This window comes from Bacillus cereus group sp. BfR-BA-01453 (assembly GCF_022662915.1).
Classification (GTDB): Bacteria; Bacillota; Bacilli; order Bacillales; family Bacillaceae_G; genus Bacillus_A; species Bacillus_A paranthracis.
In genome coordinates this window covers 51,081-67,911 of the sequence record NZ_JAKUEN010000002.1, presented here as the reverse complement: position 1 = coordinate 67,911, position 16,831 = coordinate 51,081, and the positions used below count along the sequence as shown (strand labels likewise).

The following is a 16,831-nucleotide window of genomic DNA, read 5'->3' as shown; positions in this document are numbered from 1 at the left end:
TTATAATAAAGTAATCATTTACAGTATTTCTCACAAGAGGTGACGCAGTGAAAAACAGAAGTATCGTCTTTAAACTATTTCTATTAACATCAACATTATTTACAATCATATTCCTCCTTTTTTTCCTAGGGCAATCTCTATTTTTAGAAAAATTTTATATCAATAAAAAAGTAAAAACCGTTCAAACTGCTTTTGAAAAATTCGTAGCTAATTATGAAAAAAGCGAAAAAGATCCTGAGGAAGTTAGAAAACTAAAACAAGAATTTCATGATAAAACAAATGCTGACATGCAATTTTTAAATAAGAATGGCATTATTAAAAGCGACAACAATTACTACATTGATGTATTTAATCCTAAAAATCATGAAACATATTCCATTCCGCTTAATAATCTTTTAACACCCGAAGAATATAAGAAATTCGAAAACTTAGGATTGAAAAAAGACGATGTGATAAACGTCGTAGGTTTGCTACAAAACAAAACAATAACACCAATAAAATTGACAACAAATTATAATCATTGGCAAAACGAATATACCAATTCAGATTTTTCATCTATTAATGGTAATCCTTCTAAAAATAGACTTACAAACCGATACAAAACTGTTACTCAAATTGAGTTTACTGGTACTATATCTAAGTTACAGCTTCCATCGAAAGCCGAGGTTCGTCTTGCAAATGATATTGAAACATTACAAGCCGTTCAATATTTTGCAGAGCTTATTAGAAATGGCACTGCTAACTCGCAGCAATTAAACACTTATATCATAGATAGCGGGGAGAATATAAAGAATAGTATCTTTGTAAAACCTATTATAGAAAATGGAGAGATTACAGAATATGCTTTTGCGATAGCATCCTTGCAACCTGTTAATGAAGCGATGCTCGTTTTAAAAGATTATTATGTCTATGCCTTAATCATCGTATTTCTCGTAATTATTTTGTTATCCTTCTACTACTCAAAAATCATTGTGAAACCATTAATTAAAATCAATCGCGTTACAAAGAAAATGGCCAACTTTGATTTTAGCGAGAAATTACCTGTAACAGCAGACGATGAAATTGGCGGACTTTCTGGTAGTATTAATACGTTATCTGTAAATTTAAAAGATCGAATCGATCGATTAAATGTTGCAAACACAAAATTACAACAAGATATTGAACGTGAACGTCAATTAGAAAAAACGCGGAAAGAATTCATCTCTGGTGTATCACACGAATTAAAAACACCGCTCAGTGTAATTAGAAGTTTCGCAGAAGGAATTAAAGATGGTGTTAGTAAAGATACGACGTATTACACAGATGTTATTTTAGAAGAAACAGAAAATATGAACAGACTTATTGTTGAAATGTTAGAATTAGCAAAATTAGAATCAGGTACGTACAAACTAGATATGACGACATTCTCAATCGGTGAATTAATTCAACAAGTCTATACAAAATTATTATTTAGCATGGAAGAAAAGCATTTACAAGTGAACATAGATGTAGACTCTTCTATAGTTGTGAAAGCGAATCGTAGTCGTATTGAGCAAGTGGTTGTGAACTTACTTAGCAATGCAATTCGCTATACGCCAGATGGAGAAAAAATACAAGTCTCCGTTATAGCAATGGAAGATACAGTAAAAGTCGAAATCGAAAACACAGGAAATCCTATCCCAGAAGAAAGTCTTGAAAAAATTTGGGATCGCTTCTACCGTTTAGATGCATCTCGTAGCCGTCATACTGGTGGTACTGGTCTCGGTTTATCTATTGTAAAAAACATTTTAGATCTCCACCATGCTGAGTACGGTGTATATAACACGACTAATAGCGTTGTATTCTACTTTAATTTACAAAAAGTAAAAGAAGTCAAATAATTTGTCTTAATTTCACTAGGAGTTCACATGAAATTCACACTCTCCCTTTATAGTTAAAAACAAGTTAATCCTTTCCTTTACACATATAAAAGAGGAGAGTGCGTGAAATGAAACAAGCAGGACAACCTATTCAAAACGAAAAACAATTAGAAACTATCAAAAATATACTTTTACAATCTTCGAAACGTGATGGCTTACTATTCGTATTAGCTGTAAATTCTGGCTTAAAAGTAAGTGAAATCTTACAATTAAAAGTTAGTGATGTAATCGATGAAAACGAAAATGTTCGCCATTCCATTTTATTTTACAATGAAAAAGTAAAAAAACATAAATGGTTCGCTGTAAATGAAGACTTACAGCACGCAATCGAAGACTACATGAAAGAACGTAAAACTTGGAAACGTAATGAACCATTGTTAAAGTCTCAAAAAGGAACAAAATCTATTACGAGACAACATGCGTGGTACATTTTAAACAAAGCTGCAAAAGAAGTTGGATTAGAAGGGATTAGCTCACATACACTTCGAAAAACTTGGGGATATTGCGCATACAAATCAGGTGTTGATATCGCATTTTTACAACACTTCTTTGATCATAGTACTCCATCAAAAACTTTAAAGTATATCGGTATTGCTTAATAACTCTTATACATAAAAAAGGTTACCATTTATAAATGGTAACCTTTTTTATGTTTCACATTCTCTTTTCTTGTCTCTCCTATATTGTAGTGGTACTCTAATAGTAAGGGGGAGAAATTATGAACACTTTAACAATTGAATTACCGAAAGAAACGGCTGAAAAACTTGATTTATTGAAACAAGCTTATGAAAAGAAAACAGGTGCTTCTATTTCTGAGAGTACTCTTGTTCAAACACTTATCTCAAAAGAATTTATCCAAGCGATAACTCCTTTTGATTTACAACAATTCATCACTAGCAAAGAACAGCATTAATTGCTGTTCTTTTTTTATACTTTATCCCGCATTAACGGGCAGTATGACCCCCACCTCAAAATTCAGCGGAAGTAAAGAAGTTAGATGGAGGTCGGGCTGCCCGTAAAAGCCCGATTGGTGAGGGCTGATAATCAGTGGGGGATGAACAAAATCTCACTGATTAAAGTTTCACTTTATCAGGGGTTTGCAGGAAATCTACCTCGAAACAATTCTTTACTTTAGCCAAACTCCTATTAGGGATCTCCCTATCGTTACTATCCCATAAAAAATTTTTTATTTATTTTCAGGAAAACCATTGACAATGATAATGATAACCATTATCATTTATTACGAAGCCAACAATTGATGAATCAACCAAACGCTCAGTAACATTGTTACCCCTCTTTTTCATATAGAAAGGCACTGTACATTCCCCCTGTTTGTACAGTGCCTTTCTTGTTTATTATCACTCAAACAAATTTAATTGCTCAGGCTTTGGCTCACCATATGTAATGTTCATCATTTTCATAAGCTGTTTCGCATTATCAGCTGCATCCCCGCCTGAATTATTGTTAAATAATACGTATATGTCCTTTGTCTTCTTTTTTAATTGTTCTAGTCTTTCTACCCATTCTTCTAATTCTTTATTGTTGTAGCGATATAAGCAACGAACCGCTCTCCAATTTTCCCCTTTATCAAGCCAGCCATGAACATTTCGGCCATGAAAACGTATTAACACCATCTCTGCATTCGTTACTTCTAATACGAGTGGTACTGAACCCATCCCTGCCTGTGGCTCATCACAAATTGTATGAATCCATTTTTCTTGCTCTAGAAACTGTAACGTCTTATCTCTCATTTCTGGATAAAACCATGTTTGATTTCGAAATTCTATTGCACACGGCAAACCTTCCATTTTTTCTTTCGTATATCGAAGAAAATCTACATTTTTCTTTTTACAATCAAACCATGGTGGATATTGAAATAAAATCGTTTTTAATTTACCAGCTTCAATTAAAGGAAGAATAGATTGTTTATATACATCAAACATCTCATCGAACGTAGAAAAAGGAACTTCACCTTTCATATGTCCTGTCATTCCTTGATATGCTTTGACGATAAAAGAAAAATCTTTCGGTGTTTCCATTGCCCATTTTGTATAGTTTCGTGCAGGTTGCATCGCATAAAATGAACTATCCACTTCTACTATAGGGAAATACTCACTATATGTTCGTAATTTATTTCTATTTTCATAGGGGTCTATATATAAAGAATCATGATCTCCCCACCCTGTTACTCCAATGAAAAGCAAATATATTCCTCCCTTTTTAACTTCACCTACTATCCATTCTACTCACTTCCTGAACACTTCGACCAATCAATTTCATTAAGTAGTCCCTTCTTTAAGAGTATCCGTATAAAAATATGATATACTAGATGGAAGAATTTTTAAATTGAGGGGTTATTTATTTATGCTTCCAAAAGATGATATTGTGTCTCATGAAAAACGAATAGAAGAATTAGAAAATAAAGTACGTTTTTATGAAGAACTTGTGAATCAATTACCACATCATTTCACATATAAAAATCCACAGATTGGTTTACAAATAAAGAAAACGAGATCCACTCATTCTATTCAAAACATACAAAAAGAGAATAAAGAGGCTGATTTTCAGCTTACTTGCGATTCATTATTTTTATTTAAACAACTTGAAACATACTTTGTTCATATTTTTGATGCTTTTTCACATCATGTAACCTTTGTTGATAATAAAGGAAATATAACTTTATGTAATCAGGCTGCGGCAGATGATTTTGGTGTAGTACGAAATGATATAATCGGAAAGCCAATTCAACAATTACTAAAATTACCTGAAGAAAAAATTAAAGCTCTTGAAACATTAAGAACAGGCACAGAAATATATAATGAAGAAGTTTTAGACAAAAACTATGGTATTTTAAATAACCGAATTATTCGTGATTATAATGGAGAAATTTTTAGAGTTATTAGTGTCTTTCATTATTTAAACACAGAACGTGATGCAGAAAAATTTTCGTTAGCAGGGCGAATCGCAGCTGGTATTGCACATGAAGTCCGTAATCCTCTTACAACCGTACGAGGTTATTTACAATTTTTACAAGAAACTGTTTCTCCATCTAATAAAGAACTATTTAAAAACTTACTTATTCCTGAATTAGATCGCGCAAATAGTATCATTACAAAATTTTTATCTATTTCAAAAACACGTGAATTTACAAGAGAACCCTTTCCAATTAATACATTTTTACGTGAGTATATTCAACAGTTACTAGCTAGCGAAGTCTTTTTACATAACATTTCAATTAATTATAATTTTTCTACCGAATTAGATGATATTTTAGTTCATATTGATCGTCATGAACTTGTGCAAGTTTTTTTAAACTTATTCCAGAACGCTGTCGATGCTCAAGGGGAAAAAAAACTTTCTATCCAAATTACTAGTTACCGCCTAGATAATTTTGTTCGTATTACTTTCACTGATAATGGGACTGGTATTCCATCAGCGATTCAAGAATATATCTTTGATCCATTCTTCTCAACAAAAGATTCCGGTACAGGACTCGGCTTGGCAGTAACAAAAAAAATTATTCAAAATCATAACGGTACATTAAAAATGACTAGTAATGAAGATGGTACTACTTTTACTATTTCAATTCCAATCTTACCTAAAACAGCCCTTGAAAGATTAAATCAAGACAAATAAAATCCAATCCACGAACTGCATGTCAATTGTTAAATCCCTTAACAATCGACATGCAGTTTTTTATGTTGAACTTTTCTTCTTTACATTATATGAAACCTTCTCTATATCTTACTTATTTGTTTGCCAAGTGGGCCAATTTCTTATTTTTTTAGAAATGGTAGTTTGTCCATCACGGATTTAGTATAAATTTCATTTTAATATATAGTAATGACTATTGATTCTATGAAAGAAAGGAATGAAAAGATGAACAATAAAAATAAAGGAAAAGTATTTTATGGTAATGACTGTTGCGAAGTCAGAGCTTGTAGTCATATTAACATCTCTAAGTCCGAACTTACAGAATTTGTTAGACTTCTTCAAGCTCTTGGCCAAGCTATTCAAGCTATTTTTCAAAACCCTTCTCAAAATAATATCGATAACTTAATCGCTACCCTAAATAACTTACAAAAATTTCTCAATTGCTTAGATTTATCTCCAGCACAAAAACAAATTGGAAATTCTATCATTGCTAATCTATTAACTATTTTAAGAACAACACCTTTCTCATGCGGAGCGTTGTACGTTGAACTACAAAGCCTGCTTAATTATTTATTGTATATCGCTAAGTTATTCAAAGTAGATTGTTGTACGACCGACAAACTAGTTAAACTCATCACAGAGATCCAAGCTATCCTAGTTCAATACGGATCAGGTTGTCTTGGAGGCGGAGGCGCAACAGGTGCTACGGGGGCTACCGGCGCTACTGGCGCTACTGGGCCTCAAGGACCGGCGGGGGCTACCGGCGCTACTGGGCCTCAAGGACCAGCGGGGGCTCAAGGTGCCACTGGACCTCAAGGACCTCAAGGACCTCAAGGACCTGCAGGTGTTCAAGGCGCTACTGGACCTCAAGGGCCTCAAGGTATTCAAGGGCCAGCAGGGGCTACCGGCGCTACTGGTGCTACTGGTGCTCAAGGACCTCAAGGTGTTCAAGGGCCAGCAGGCGCTACTGGCGCTACTGGTGCTCAAGGACCTCAAGGCGTTCAAGGGCCAGCAGGCGCTACTGGTGCTACTGGTGCTCAAGGACCTCAAGGCGTTCAAGGACCAGCGGGGGCTACCGGCGCTACTGGTGCTCAAGGACCTCAAGGTGTTCAAGGACCAGCGGGAGCTACCGGCGCTACTGGACCTCAAGGTGTTCAAGGGCCAGCAGGCGCTACTGGCGCTACTGGACCTCAAGGCGTTCAAGGACCAGCGGGGGCTACTGGCGCTACTGGTGCTACTGGACCTCAAGGCGTTCAAGGGCCAGCGGGGGCTACTGGGCCTCAAGGTGTTCAAGGGCCAGCAGGCGCTACTGGCGCTACTGGTGCAACCGGACCAGCGGGTACACCAATTCCTGTAACGATCGCCGCAATCGGAAACTCAAATCCACAAACTATATCACCTGGAACAAACCTTCAATTCAATCAAGTGTTTGAATTAACTAATATCTCTTTCAATGATACTTCAGATACTTTAACGATTTTAGAAACAGGCGTATATGATATTAGTTTCTCAGCGTCTACAACTTTCCCAGGGTCTTCACCATTTGGATTTGGTATTTCATTCAATGGTCAACCACCTACTCGTAATTTCTCAACTAACGTTATCGGCAGTGCTGTTTCTTTCTCTACAATTGTTACTTTACAAGCTGGTACAACGATTTCTATACAGCCTACAGCAAACACTATTTCTATTCCTAACACAGGCGATACAACAGCAACACTATCTGTATTCCGAATTTACTAATTTTCGCTTAAAAAGTATATTTATAATAATATGTATCGTTTAACCGTGCATTAAATCTCTCTTTATATAGAAAGGAGCACTTATTTGGGAGGATAAGTGCTCCTTCTTTACGTTTCTTTACCTCAAATTTACTCTATCTTAATCCTTATTTTGTATGATAAATAGTGAAGTCAAAGATATGAAAGAGGGATGAAAATGAGAGTTATGTCACTAATACGCATTTGGTTTGCACTTATGGTATGCATTATTTTATGTGTAGGATTTTTTTTAACTCTAAAATATTCCACTATATCAAAAGCAGAGAGAAAAACTGCTCCATACAAACTTTTGTATACAAAACAAAGCAACATCCCTTATTCCAATTCCACAAATAATGAAAAAAGGGTTATAAAAGGAATGCTTATTACGAAAGCTTCTAGTTCCGAGGCGTTACTCCAAATTGCTGAAACGATTAAAAATCAGTATACAAATAAAAAAATCGATGAAATTACACTTTCTATCCACAATGAGAATAACGGTAATTACGAAGAAGAATTACTTTATGAACCTATAAGCAAAGGTAGAATAAGTGTCACATACGATTCCGAATCCTATGGCAGTACGAACATTATACTTAACGAATAATAGCTAATAAAGATAGATGAAAATCTCTACCATTTAAAGTTTCATTTTGTTTTTCATACAAAAAAGAGGCGAATTTCGTTATTCGCCTCTCTCTTTTACCAAAATGAAGGAATCCATTCTTTCACTTTATCAAGCCACTCTTGTTGCTCTTGTTTTCGTTGTTGTTCCTCTTCTTTCCTTCTCTTCTCTTCTTCTTTTCTTCGTTTTTCCTCTTCTATTGTAGTCAATTGTTTTTTATAATCAGCCTCAGATATGAGCGATAACTGAAATGCTTTTTGAGCTGGATTTGCGTTCGCTTTTTTCATAATATCCCGGAACATTGTCGTCGTAATTTGACTACCACCCGGAACATAATGATCGCTATCGGTTTTATCATATCCTACCCAAATCGCACCTACTAAATCTGGTGTGTATCCAACAAACCATGAATCCTTTGCACCGGTGCTCGGGCCATTTACAATTTGAGTAGTTCCTGTCTTACCTGCCGTATCAACATTATTAACTTTTGCCTTTTCGCCCGTTCCCTTTTCGACAACACCTTTTAATAAATATGTCATTTTTTGAGAAACTTTCTCACTCGTCACTCGTGTCTCTTTCTTATACCACTTTCCAAGCGTTTCACCTTCAGCATTTTGTATCTCCCTAATTGCATGAGCTTCCACTTGGACTCCGTCATTTGCAAATGTACTGTATGCTTGAGCCATTACAAATGGAGATGTCCCCACATGCATACCGCCTAAAGCAATCGGATACGTACGATCTTCTGGCACTAATGGAATACCAAATCGCTCTAAAGATTTCAATCCTTTATCTAGTCCAATTTGTTCTAATAGCCACACAGCTGAAACATTATACGACTTTGCTACGGCTTCATACATTGTCACATCACCGTGAAAAGTATGATCGCTATTTTGTGGTTTATATTCTTTAATGTTAAATGGTTCATCTTTTAATATATCGTATACTTCATATCCTTGTTCTAACGCTGGTACATATACAGCCAAAGGTTTTAACGTTGAGCCCGGTTGTCTTTTTAATTGGGTTGCATGGTTAAACTGTAAAAACTGATACGGCCCTCTGCCTCCAACTAAAGCTGGTATACCACCTGTTTTGGGATTCATAAGAACTACACCCGTTTGCATGAGTTGGTCTGAGCCACTATCTTTGAAATAACTATCATTATTCACAACGTCTTCTACGGCCTGTTGTTTTTTCGGGTCAAGCTCTGTATAAATACGATAACCACCTGCTAAAATTTCATTTTGTGTTAATTCGTACTTGTCCATCGCCTCTCTAACAATATAGTCTACATATTGAGAGTATTTTCCCTTGTATTTATCATCAACGCCACGTTTTAACACAAGTCCACTCTCTTTTTCTTTATTATACTGTTCGTCCGAAATATACCCTTGCTCTTTCATTAAACTTAATACGACATTACGTCTTTCAATTGACTTGTTAAAGTTTTTATAAGGTGAATACGCAGATGGTGCTTTAATCAAGCCCGCAATCGTTGCTGCTTCTGAAATTGTTAAATCTTTTACATCTTTATCAAAATAAGATTTAGCTGCCCTTTTTATACCCCAAGCACCTTCACCAAAATAAATTTGGTTCATATACATTTCAATGATTTCATCTTTCGTATACGTACGCTCTATTTTTTTTGTTAAAAAATATTCCTTAATTTTTCGAGAGTATGTGCGGTCTTGTGTCAGAAATACATTTTTCGCAAGTTGTTGCGTAATTGTACTTCCACCTGCTACAACTTCTCCTGCTGTAATATTTTTAAAAACTGCACTTATAATTCCACTATAGTAAATCCCGTGATGGTTAAAAAATTCCTTATCTTCTACTGCAACAATGGCCTGAACCATAATATCAGGAATATCTTTCTTTTTTACGCCTTCTGTTTTAGAAGAAGCTAATTTAGTCGCAACTTCATTATTTGCATCATAAATTAAGGTCGGCTGCGGAACAGCTTGCTTTAATTCAGATATGTCTTGAATAGAAATTATTATATTTATAGCAATAAATAGAGTAGCGAGCAAACTTCCTAATACAATTAATGAATTACGAAGCTTCTTCCTCTTGTTGAACCACTCCTGCATTTTTTTTAAGTGAGTGTTCTTCAATTTCATTCGTTCACTTCCTTCGTTTGTTTACACTCTTCTTTTCAAAAGGAAGAATATACCTCCTTTTAAATTTATTATAATAACGTAGTCTTTCCTGTAGTGTAAAGCTTTTCTTTCACATTCATACTTTTTGCAAGAAAAGGACATTCTACAAGTAAGATATTCAATATTGATTATTAATATTATTAATACAACAATAAGAGTTATGTTAAGTTTTTGTAAACTTTTCGATAAAATGTTTTAAAAAACGACAGTTTTTTGTTAGAATTGACTAGCCAATATATTTTACATATATTACTTTTGTGGGGGTAACTAATAATGGTCTTTAAATCAAAAAAAGATAAATTTTCTGAAATGTTAATGAATGTTTCCGAAAATTTAAAAGAAGGCGCGCAGTTTTTCGTGGAGTATAAAATTAAAAATGCTAGCGATTTAAAAGAGTTTTCTATGCGCATGAAAGAGTATGAGTCAAAAGGTGACTCATTTATTCACGAAATCATTATGGAGCTAAACAAAGCGTTTATTACTCCTATTGAACGTGAGGACATCCTACAGCTTGCAATGAGTATGGATGATGTATTAGACGGATTAGATCATAGTGCTGGTCTATTCGAAATGTATTCTATTACAGAAGCTGATGAATACATGATTAAATTCGTAGAAGCAATTAATCAATGTGCGATTGAAATTGCAAACTCTGTTGAATTAATGTCTAACAAAAAATTAGTCGACATTCGTACAAATGCGATTAAGATTAAAGATTATGAATCACAATGTGATGATATTCGCCGTCACGCGATTAAGCACTTATTCTCTCGTGAAAAAGATCCAATTAAGATCATTCAATACAAAGAGATTTACGAAGAGCTTGAAGAAGTAGCGGATAGCTGCCAAAGCGTTGCAAACGTATTAGAAACAATTATTATGAAGAACGCGTAAGGAGTTTGATCATGGATACACTCTTGATACTGACCGTTTTAGTAGTCATTTGCGCTTTAGCTTTTGACTTTATTAATGGATTTCACGATACAGCAAACGCTATTGCAACGGCTGTTTCAACAAAAGCTCTAAAGCCTAGACATGCAATTATTATGGCAGCTATTATGAACTTTTTAGGTGCGATGACATTTACAGGTGTAGCAAAAACGATTACGAAAGATATCGTTGATCCGTTCGCTTTACAAAATGGTTCTCTTGTAATTTTAGCCGCTTTACTTGCAGCAATAGCATGGAATTTGATTACTTGGTACTACGGTATTCCAAGTAGTTCTTCGCATGCAATCATTGGCTCCATCGCAGGTGCAGCTATCGCTGCTGCTGGTTTTAGTTCATTAAACTTTAAAGGATTCATAAAAATTATTGAAGCTTTAATCATTTCACCAATTATCGCATTTGTTATTGGTTATATCGTATACAGTATTTTTAAAGTCGTCTTTAAAAACTTTAATTTAACGAAGACGAACAAAAACTTCCGTATATTCCAGATTTTCACTGCTGCATTACAAGCTTATACACATGGTACGAATGATGCGCAAAAAGCAATGGGAATTATTACAATGGCTCTTATGGCGAATAGTTATCATACTTCTAGCGACATCCCGTTCTGGGTACAATTATCTTGTGCCATTGCAATGGGGCTTGGTACTTCTGTCGGCGGATGGAAAATTATTAAAACTGTCGGTGGACAAATTATGAAAATTCGTCCTGTAAATGGTGTAGCTGCTGATTTATCATCATCTCTTGTTATTTTCGGGGCAACATTCATTCACTTACCAGTTAGTACGACGCACGTTATCTCCTCTTCTATTTTAGGGGTTGGAGCTTCTCATCGTGTAAAAGGTGTAAAATGGGGAACTGCAAAACGCATGTTAATTACTTGGGTTATCACACTTCCTATTTCAGCTTCATTAGCTGCTTTATTTTATTCTTTATTACATTTAATCTTTTAATTAAAAGTCGTCTTCCTTATTTTTCTAGGAAGACGACTTTTTTGTGAACAAAGCTTTTTCTCATGAAAAAGCGTGTATAATAATTGGTGGATAAGTTATATAGAGGAGTTGGCAATTTTGGAATACATCATGTTACTTTTCATCGGGCTAATCGCCGGGACAGTCGGGAGTCTAGTCGGACTTGGCGGCGGAATTATTATTGTTCCGTTATTAATCGGATTACATAGCCTGTCACCACAACTTGCAGTAGGAACTTCAATGGTAACAGTCGTTTTTACGGGACTATCTTCCACCCTTACTTATATGAAGCATAAACGAGTAGATTACAAAAGTGGACTTATTTTATTTATCGGGAGTGGCCCTGGTGGTATCATCGGCTCGTGGGCGAATAAATTTTTAAACCAAGATACATTTTCTTTATATTTTGGGATTTTTCTTATTTTTGTCTCCATTCTTCTTATGTTACGAGACAAATTAAAACCCCTTTCTTTATCAAATATGACTGTAATCAAGCGCTCTTTTACAGATAACGAAGGAAACACTGTACACTATCAATTCCCACCGCTTCTCGCTATCTTTATCGCCTTTATAGTTGGTTTTATATCTGGATTATTTGGAATTGGTGGCGGTGCTTTACTTGTTCCAGCAATGATGCTACTTTTTGCATTCCCAGCACATATTGCTGTAGCAACTTCGATGTTTATCGTATTTCTATCAGCAATTGTAAGTTCTGCAACTCACATCTCCCTTGGAAATGTCAGCTGGATTTACGCATTAATTCTTATTCCTGGTGCATGGATTGGTGGAAAAATCGGGGCATATATTAATACAAAATTAAGCGGTAACGCCGTAATTAATTTATTGCGTATCACATTAATTATTCTTGGGACTAGATTAATCATTACTTCTTTTTTATAACGCGTTCTTTTTAGAATGCGTTTTTTCTTATACACATGAATATAAAAATCCTCCTAAGAGAACAAATAAAATTAGACAAACACATAATAACATGTAATTGGAAATATGTACTTTCTTCACGTTGACCACTCCTATGACTGCGACTGTTATCTTTATGATAGCGAAAAAATAATTCAGTTGCAGTTACAAAGTGCTAACAATGCAAAATCATTTATTACAAATTTTATCCTTATATTTCATTTCTTTGTATATTCTATCGGTTTAATAAAAAAAGATGTCATATTGACATCTTTTTTAATGAAGAAGTGACCATCCCATAAAATCTTCATGTACTTGGCACGCCCTCTTATCGTTTCGATCATATAATTCAGCATAACTATCTGTTTCTTCATCATAAGCCATCGTATAAATAATTTGGCCATCTACTTCAACGGATAACACGACTCCACCTTTCATCTCTTCTACATGAATGATGGCATTCGCTGGAATTCTCATATCCGTCATTTTTATCGCATCTAACAATATACTAAACCCCCTACAGCGTATTCATTGCTAGTACTATTACACACTAAATAGTATACTACTGTAATAGCATATATTTCGTCAATGAAATTGCTGTTGTAAAGTATATTATCTTTATACATATACGCTAAAATAAAAGAAATAGAAATGTTTAAATGGGGGGCTAACATTGATTTTACACAAAGGAGATGTACTATTCCGTCAAGGTGAGGACGGTCCTTTATATTTTATAAAAACAGGTTTATTAAAAGTAGTAAGGTTAGAAGAAAATGGAACACCATTTCTATTCAATATTATCGTTCCAGGAGAAACGATACCTCACCATTCTTTAATTTCACCGAAAGAATATCACGGTACAGCAATCGCTTTAATGAAAACAGAAGTTGAACCTATAATGAGTAATGAATGGTATGATCAACTTCAAGCGGATCCTGCATCATATGCAAATATCGCTATGCAATTACAGTCAAAATTAAGAATGATGCAGCAACGTATCGACCAATTGACGACCGTCTCTCCGAAAGAACGCCTTCATCGCTTACAAGAATGGTTCACACTATATTTAGGTGACATTCCTATATATGAAATATTAACGCAAACTGAAATTGGTCAACTGATCGGTATACGCCGTGAAACAGTAAATCGACTATTACGAGAACAAATAAAAAACGAGGTAAAATAACACCTCGTTTTTTTGCTTCTTAAAGCTCAATTTATTGTAAACTTGCTGCTGGACCGAAAAATTCATAATGAATATGTTCTTGTTTCACACCTAAATCAGTTAGTACAGCATTTATATGTTTCATAAATGGTATTGGACCACAGAAATAAAACTCTGCTTCAGTTGTCGGAATAATAGTTTGTAACCATTCTCTTTCAACAAAACCTTCTTTATCAAAGTTCTTCATTTCTAAATCTTTTTCAGTTGGTGCAGAATAACAAGTATATGCTTTAACTTGTTCATATTCATTATCTACTGCCTCAACGTGTTCTTTCATTGCATGTGTATTGCTATTTATCGCTGCATGAATAAAACATACATTACGTTTTGAATTTTGTTCAATTAACGTATTTAGCATACTCATCATTGGTGTAATACCTACTCCACCACTAATTAGTACAACTGGTAATGTTGAATCCATATTTAAAACGAAATCTCCTGCAGGTGCACTTACTGGTAATATATCGCCTTCTTTTACATGATCATGTAAGTAGTTAGATACTTTACCATCCGGTGTATCTACACCTTTTTCTTTCTTTACACTAATACGATAATATTCTTTTCCAGGGGCATCTGATAAGCTATATTGACGATTATGTGTATATGTTTCACCTTCAATATTTATCTGAACCGTTACATATTGTCCTGGGATGAATGAAGAAACTTTCCCTCCATCTTCAGGTTTCAAATAAAATGATGTAATAACATCGCTTTCCTTCACTTTTTTAACAACTACAAAGTTACGGAAATCCTTCCATCCGCCCTCTTTATGTGCCGCTTCTTCATACATCTCTGCTTCAATGCTAATGAACGCATCAGCGATGACACCGTAAGCTTCTCCCCATGCGTTTAACACTTCATCAGGTGCACCTGCGACCTCTTTAATTGCACGTAGTAAACATGTACCTACAATCGGATAATGCTCTGCTTTAATACCTAAACTTCTATGCTTATGACCAATTTGTTTTACAACCGGAATAATAACTTCTAAATTATCAATATACGTTGCAGCTGCATAAACAGCATTCGCTAACGCTTGTTGTTGTCTTCCCTTTTTCTGATTTGTATGGTTGAAAATATTCAATAACTCCGGATGTTCCGAAAATAAAATTTCATAAAATCTCGTTGTAATTTCAACGCCTTTTTCTTGTAATAATGGTACTGTTGACTTTACGATTTCAATTGTTTTTTCACTTAACATTGTATCCCACTCCTCTATTTCCTTAACTGTTTTTAGTTTAACTGAATTGTATAATACAGATTGTGATTTTAATCACTATTAACACGGTGTTTTTGTGAAAAATATATGAACAGTGCACTTACAAAAGAAAATAAGCTAACTAGAATGCTAGCTAGCTTATTATTTAGACTGTATCGCTTGTTCAATTACCTTTATATCTTTCCCATCTCCAAATTCTGTATACCCCCAGATGTTCGTTTCACCTCTATATTTATTTACAATAATATCTAAGTCATGGTATACGCGATGTGCATACACTACATACTCAATATTTTGGAGCTCCACACCTTTTTTTACAATTTCATAGCTTCTATTTACATCACGTTTTATTTTTTCATTCTTTATGTCTGTATGTATATTTTTTAACGATGATTCTTGTTGTTGAAACCATTGTTTAAATTGGTTCCAGTCCCCTTCTGTATAATTCTCTGCTTTACCATAATTTAAGAAATTATTATAACTTTCATGTGTCATACGAATAAAATCTAGTACTTTTGTCTCTTCTTGCACATCTTCTATTTCAGATGTTGTACTTACCCCAGCGGGCTTATTCGCATAATGTAATAATACTTTCATAAGACTATAGCTCGCAATGATCATTACGGTAATAATCACGAATACATTTAACAATTTCTTCATATACAGAACTCCTTCTCTACTAAAGTTATTACAATGTATGACTATACTTGTAACATTCTCTCGTAGAAATATAATTCCTGTATAAATTCTCCCTATCATTTCGACAATATTCTTTTATACATTTCTCGTTGGCAAATGTTCTTGTAAAACAATATATCCTTCATAAGCTGCGTAACCGAGTATAGCCATTAATCCGATATAACAAGCAAATACCGTCCATTTCGTTTTCGTATCCACTTTATAATAGTTTTTCTGTTGTCTCTTTTCTGCATCCCATTCCTGTATTTTTCTTTCTGACAATTCAAACGCTGCTCTTATATGAATGGTATGTGTTTCTTTTTCATCTTTATATGGGACTTAATCTAGCGGCTCAAACTTTGGTAACAGATACTCTAATACTTCAATTTTTGAAGCTCTCCTTTTTTTAATTCTTTCCCTCTTTCTTTTTGCCTTAATACATTTATTTCATGTTGCATCATTTATGACATCTTTTTTTCTATTGTTAGAAATAATGTTTATATAATCCATTTTTAGCCAAAAATATAAATAAAAGGAGGTGCACACAATTGAATTTACAATCTCTCATAATAGGCGCTCTATCGTTTTTAGCTTCAACTCTTATTTTTTATACCGTTAGTTACGTATTATTATTAGATTTGTTGCCTAATCACGTATTTATTGCCCTTATCATCCTTTCCGCTCTTATGATTTCTTTCCTTATTACACGAAAATCAATGAATGAGCCATCTGCAAAAGCAAAGTAATAGAGAGGGGCGTCCCCTCTCTATTAT

16 protein-coding genes and 1 pseudogene are annotated in these 16,831 nt (G+C 34.5%); 11 read left to right on the top strand and 6 right to left on the bottom strand.

The features are described 5' to 3' along the window. Window positions 1–47: 47 nt before the first annotated feature. The 3 genes from MR070_RS05080 (at window position 48) to MR070_RS05070 (ending at window position 2,811) form a co-directional block, all read left to right on the top strand. Complete coding sequence (locus tag MR070_RS05080) at window positions 48–1,859, top strand: sensor histidine kinase (protein WP_000797495.1); 1,812 nt, start codon at window positions 48–50, stop codon at window positions 1,857–1,859. 107 nt (window positions 1,860–1,966) lie between these two features. After that, window positions 1,967–2,497 carry a tyrosine-type recombinase/integrase gene (locus MR070_RS05075; protein ID WP_000806236.1) on the top strand — a complete coding sequence of 177 codons (531 nt, stop codon included), beginning with the start codon at window positions 1,967–1,969 and terminating at the stop codon, window positions 2,495–2,497. 119 nt (window positions 2,498–2,616) lie between these two features. Beyond that, the gene (locus MR070_RS05070; RefSeq protein WP_001094859.1) at window positions 2,617–2,811 is read left to right on the top strand and encodes a DUF3924 family protein; all 195 of its coding nucleotides are present in this window, start codon (window positions 2,617–2,619) and stop codon (window positions 2,809–2,811) included. A gap of 445 nt (window positions 2,812–3,256) precedes the next feature. On the opposite strand, the gene MR070_RS05065 is transcribed toward MR070_RS05070, so the two are convergent. Continuing rightward, complete coding sequence (locus MR070_RS05065; protein WP_000897342.1) at window positions 3,257–4,102, bottom strand: DUF72 domain-containing protein; 846 nt, start codon at window positions 4,100–4,102, stop codon at window positions 3,257–3,259. Between the two features lie 160 nt (window positions 4,103–4,262). On the opposite strand from MR070_RS05065, the gene MR070_RS05060 reads away from it, so the two are divergent. From MR070_RS05060 to MR070_RS05050, 3 genes are all read left to right on the top strand, one after another. Continuing rightward, entirely contained in the window at window positions 4,263–5,534 is a 1,272-nt protein-coding gene (locus tag MR070_RS05060) for a PAS domain-containing sensor histidine kinase (RefSeq protein WP_074540231.1), read from the top strand. A 243-nt stretch (window positions 5,535–5,777) separates the two neighbouring features. After that, on the top strand, window positions 5,778–7,295 hold the full coding sequence (locus tag MR070_RS05055) for a Gly-Xaa-Xaa repeat protein (RefSeq protein ID WP_242260701.1): 1,518 nt from the start codon (window positions 5,778–5,780) through the stop codon (window positions 7,293–7,295). Between the two features lie 195 nt (window positions 7,296–7,490). After that, window positions 7,491–7,919: a hypothetical protein gene (locus MR070_RS05050; protein ID WP_044793702.1), complete on the top strand. Its 429-nt coding sequence runs from the start codon at window positions 7,491–7,493 to the stop codon at window positions 7,917–7,919. Between the two features lie 95 nt (window positions 7,920–8,014). Here the strand turns inward: MR070_RS05050 and MR070_RS05045 are convergent, their stop codons facing one another. Continuing rightward, the gene (locus MR070_RS05045) at window positions 8,015–10,057 is read right to left on the bottom strand and encodes a transglycosylase domain-containing protein (protein ID WP_000769281.1); all 2,043 of its coding nucleotides are present in this window, start codon (window positions 10,055–10,057) and stop codon (window positions 8,015–8,017) included. 312 nt (window positions 10,058–10,369) lie between these two features. Here MR070_RS05045 and MR070_RS05040 point away from each other — a divergent pair, with 312 nt between their 5' ends. The 3 genes from MR070_RS05040 to MR070_RS05030 all read left to right on the top strand — a co-directional run bounded on the left by MR070_RS05040 (window position 10,370) and on the right by MR070_RS05030 (window position 12,918). Then, a complete protein-coding gene (locus MR070_RS05040) occupies window positions 10,370–10,990 on the top strand; it encodes a DUF47 domain-containing protein (protein ID WP_000231448.1) in 621 nt (206 codons plus the stop codon). Window positions 10,991–11,001: 11 nt separating this feature from the next. Further along, complete coding sequence (locus MR070_RS05035) at window positions 11,002–12,000, top strand: inorganic phosphate transporter (protein WP_000380271.1); 999 nt, start codon at window positions 11,002–11,004, stop codon at window positions 11,998–12,000. A gap of 117 nt (window positions 12,001–12,117) precedes the next feature. Next, window positions 12,118–12,918: a sulfite exporter TauE/SafE family protein gene (locus MR070_RS05030; RefSeq protein WP_000455758.1), complete on the top strand. Its 801-nt coding sequence runs from the start codon at window positions 12,118–12,120 to the stop codon at window positions 12,916–12,918. A gap of 294 nt (window positions 12,919–13,212) precedes the next feature. Here the strand turns inward: MR070_RS05030 and MR070_RS05025 are convergent, their stop codons facing one another. Further along, window positions 13,213–13,440 (bottom strand): hypothetical protein, encoded by a 228-nt coding sequence (locus MR070_RS05025; RefSeq protein WP_000882907.1) that lies wholly within the window; start codon window positions 13,438–13,440, stop codon window positions 13,213–13,215. Window positions 13,441–13,609: 169 nt separating this feature from the next. On the opposite strand from MR070_RS05025, the gene MR070_RS05020 reads away from it, so the two are divergent. Then, window positions 13,610–14,122: a Crp/Fnr family transcriptional regulator gene (locus MR070_RS05020; protein WP_000600590.1), complete on the top strand. Its 513-nt coding sequence runs from the start codon at window positions 13,610–13,612 to the stop codon at window positions 14,120–14,122. A 31-nt stretch (window positions 14,123–14,153) separates the two neighbouring features. Here the strand turns inward: MR070_RS05020 and hmpA are convergent, their stop codons facing one another. The 3 genes and pseudogenes from hmpA to MR070_RS05005 all read right to left on the bottom strand — a co-directional run. Beyond that, window positions 14,154–15,362: an NO-inducible flavohemoprotein gene (gene hmpA / locus MR070_RS05015; protein ID WP_242260699.1), complete on the bottom strand. Its 1,209-nt coding sequence runs from the start codon at window positions 15,360–15,362 to the stop codon at window positions 14,154–14,156. 159 nt (window positions 15,363–15,521) lie between these two features. After that, window positions 15,522–16,040: a hypothetical protein gene (locus MR070_RS05010; RefSeq protein ID WP_044793704.1), complete on the bottom strand. Its 519-nt coding sequence runs from the start codon at window positions 16,038–16,040 to the stop codon at window positions 15,522–15,524. 114 nt (window positions 16,041–16,154) lie between these two features. Next, window positions 16,155–16,519 (bottom strand): annotated as a pseudogene (locus MR070_RS05005) (site-2 protease family protein); the annotation flags it as partial. A gap of 87 nt (window positions 16,520–16,606) precedes the next feature. Between MR070_RS05005 and MR070_RS05000 the strand changes: the two are divergent. After that, window positions 16,607–16,804 carry a hypothetical protein gene (locus MR070_RS05000; RefSeq protein WP_001053353.1) on the top strand — a complete coding sequence of 66 codons (198 nt, stop codon included), beginning with the start codon at window positions 16,607–16,609 and terminating at the stop codon, window positions 16,802–16,804. The last annotated feature ends 27 nt before the right edge of the window (window positions 16,805–16,831 follow it).

Excerpts from the sequence above, each read along its gene's own strand:
- MR070_RS05075 (WP_000806236.1), top strand. The coding sequence starts at position 1,967 with ATGAAACAAGCAGGACAACCTATTCAAAACGAAAAACAATTAGAAACT.
- MR070_RS05070 (WP_001094859.1), top strand. The coding sequence starts at position 2,617 with ATGAACACTTTAACAATTGAATTACCGAAAGAAACGGCTGAAAAACTT.
- MR070_RS05060 (WP_074540231.1), top strand. The coding sequence starts at position 4,263 with ATGCTTCCAAAAGATGATATTGTGTCTCATGAAAAACGAATAGAAGAA.
- MR070_RS05055 (WP_242260701.1), top strand. The coding sequence starts at position 5,778 with ATGAACAATAAAAATAAAGGAAAAGTATTTTATGGTAATGACTGTTGC.
- MR070_RS05050 (WP_044793702.1), top strand. The coding sequence starts at position 7,491 with ATGAGAGTTATGTCACTAATACGCATTTGGTTTGCACTTATGGTATGC.
- MR070_RS05045 (WP_000769281.1), bottom strand. The coding sequence starts at position 10,057 with ATGAAATTGAAGAACACTCACTTAAAAAAAATGCAGGAGTGGTTCAAC.
- MR070_RS05040 (WP_000231448.1), top strand. The coding sequence starts at position 10,370 with ATGGTCTTTAAATCAAAAAAAGATAAATTTTCTGAAATGTTAATGAAT.
- MR070_RS05035 (WP_000380271.1), top strand. The coding sequence starts at position 11,002 with ATGGATACACTCTTGATACTGACCGTTTTAGTAGTCATTTGCGCTTTA.
- hmpA (WP_242260699.1), bottom strand. The coding sequence starts at position 15,362 with ATGTTAAGTGAAAAAACAATTGAAATCGTAAAGTCAACAGTACCATTA.
- MR070_RS05010 (WP_044793704.1), bottom strand. The coding sequence starts at position 16,040 with ATGAAGAAATTGTTAAATGTATTCGTGATTATTACCGTAATGATCATT.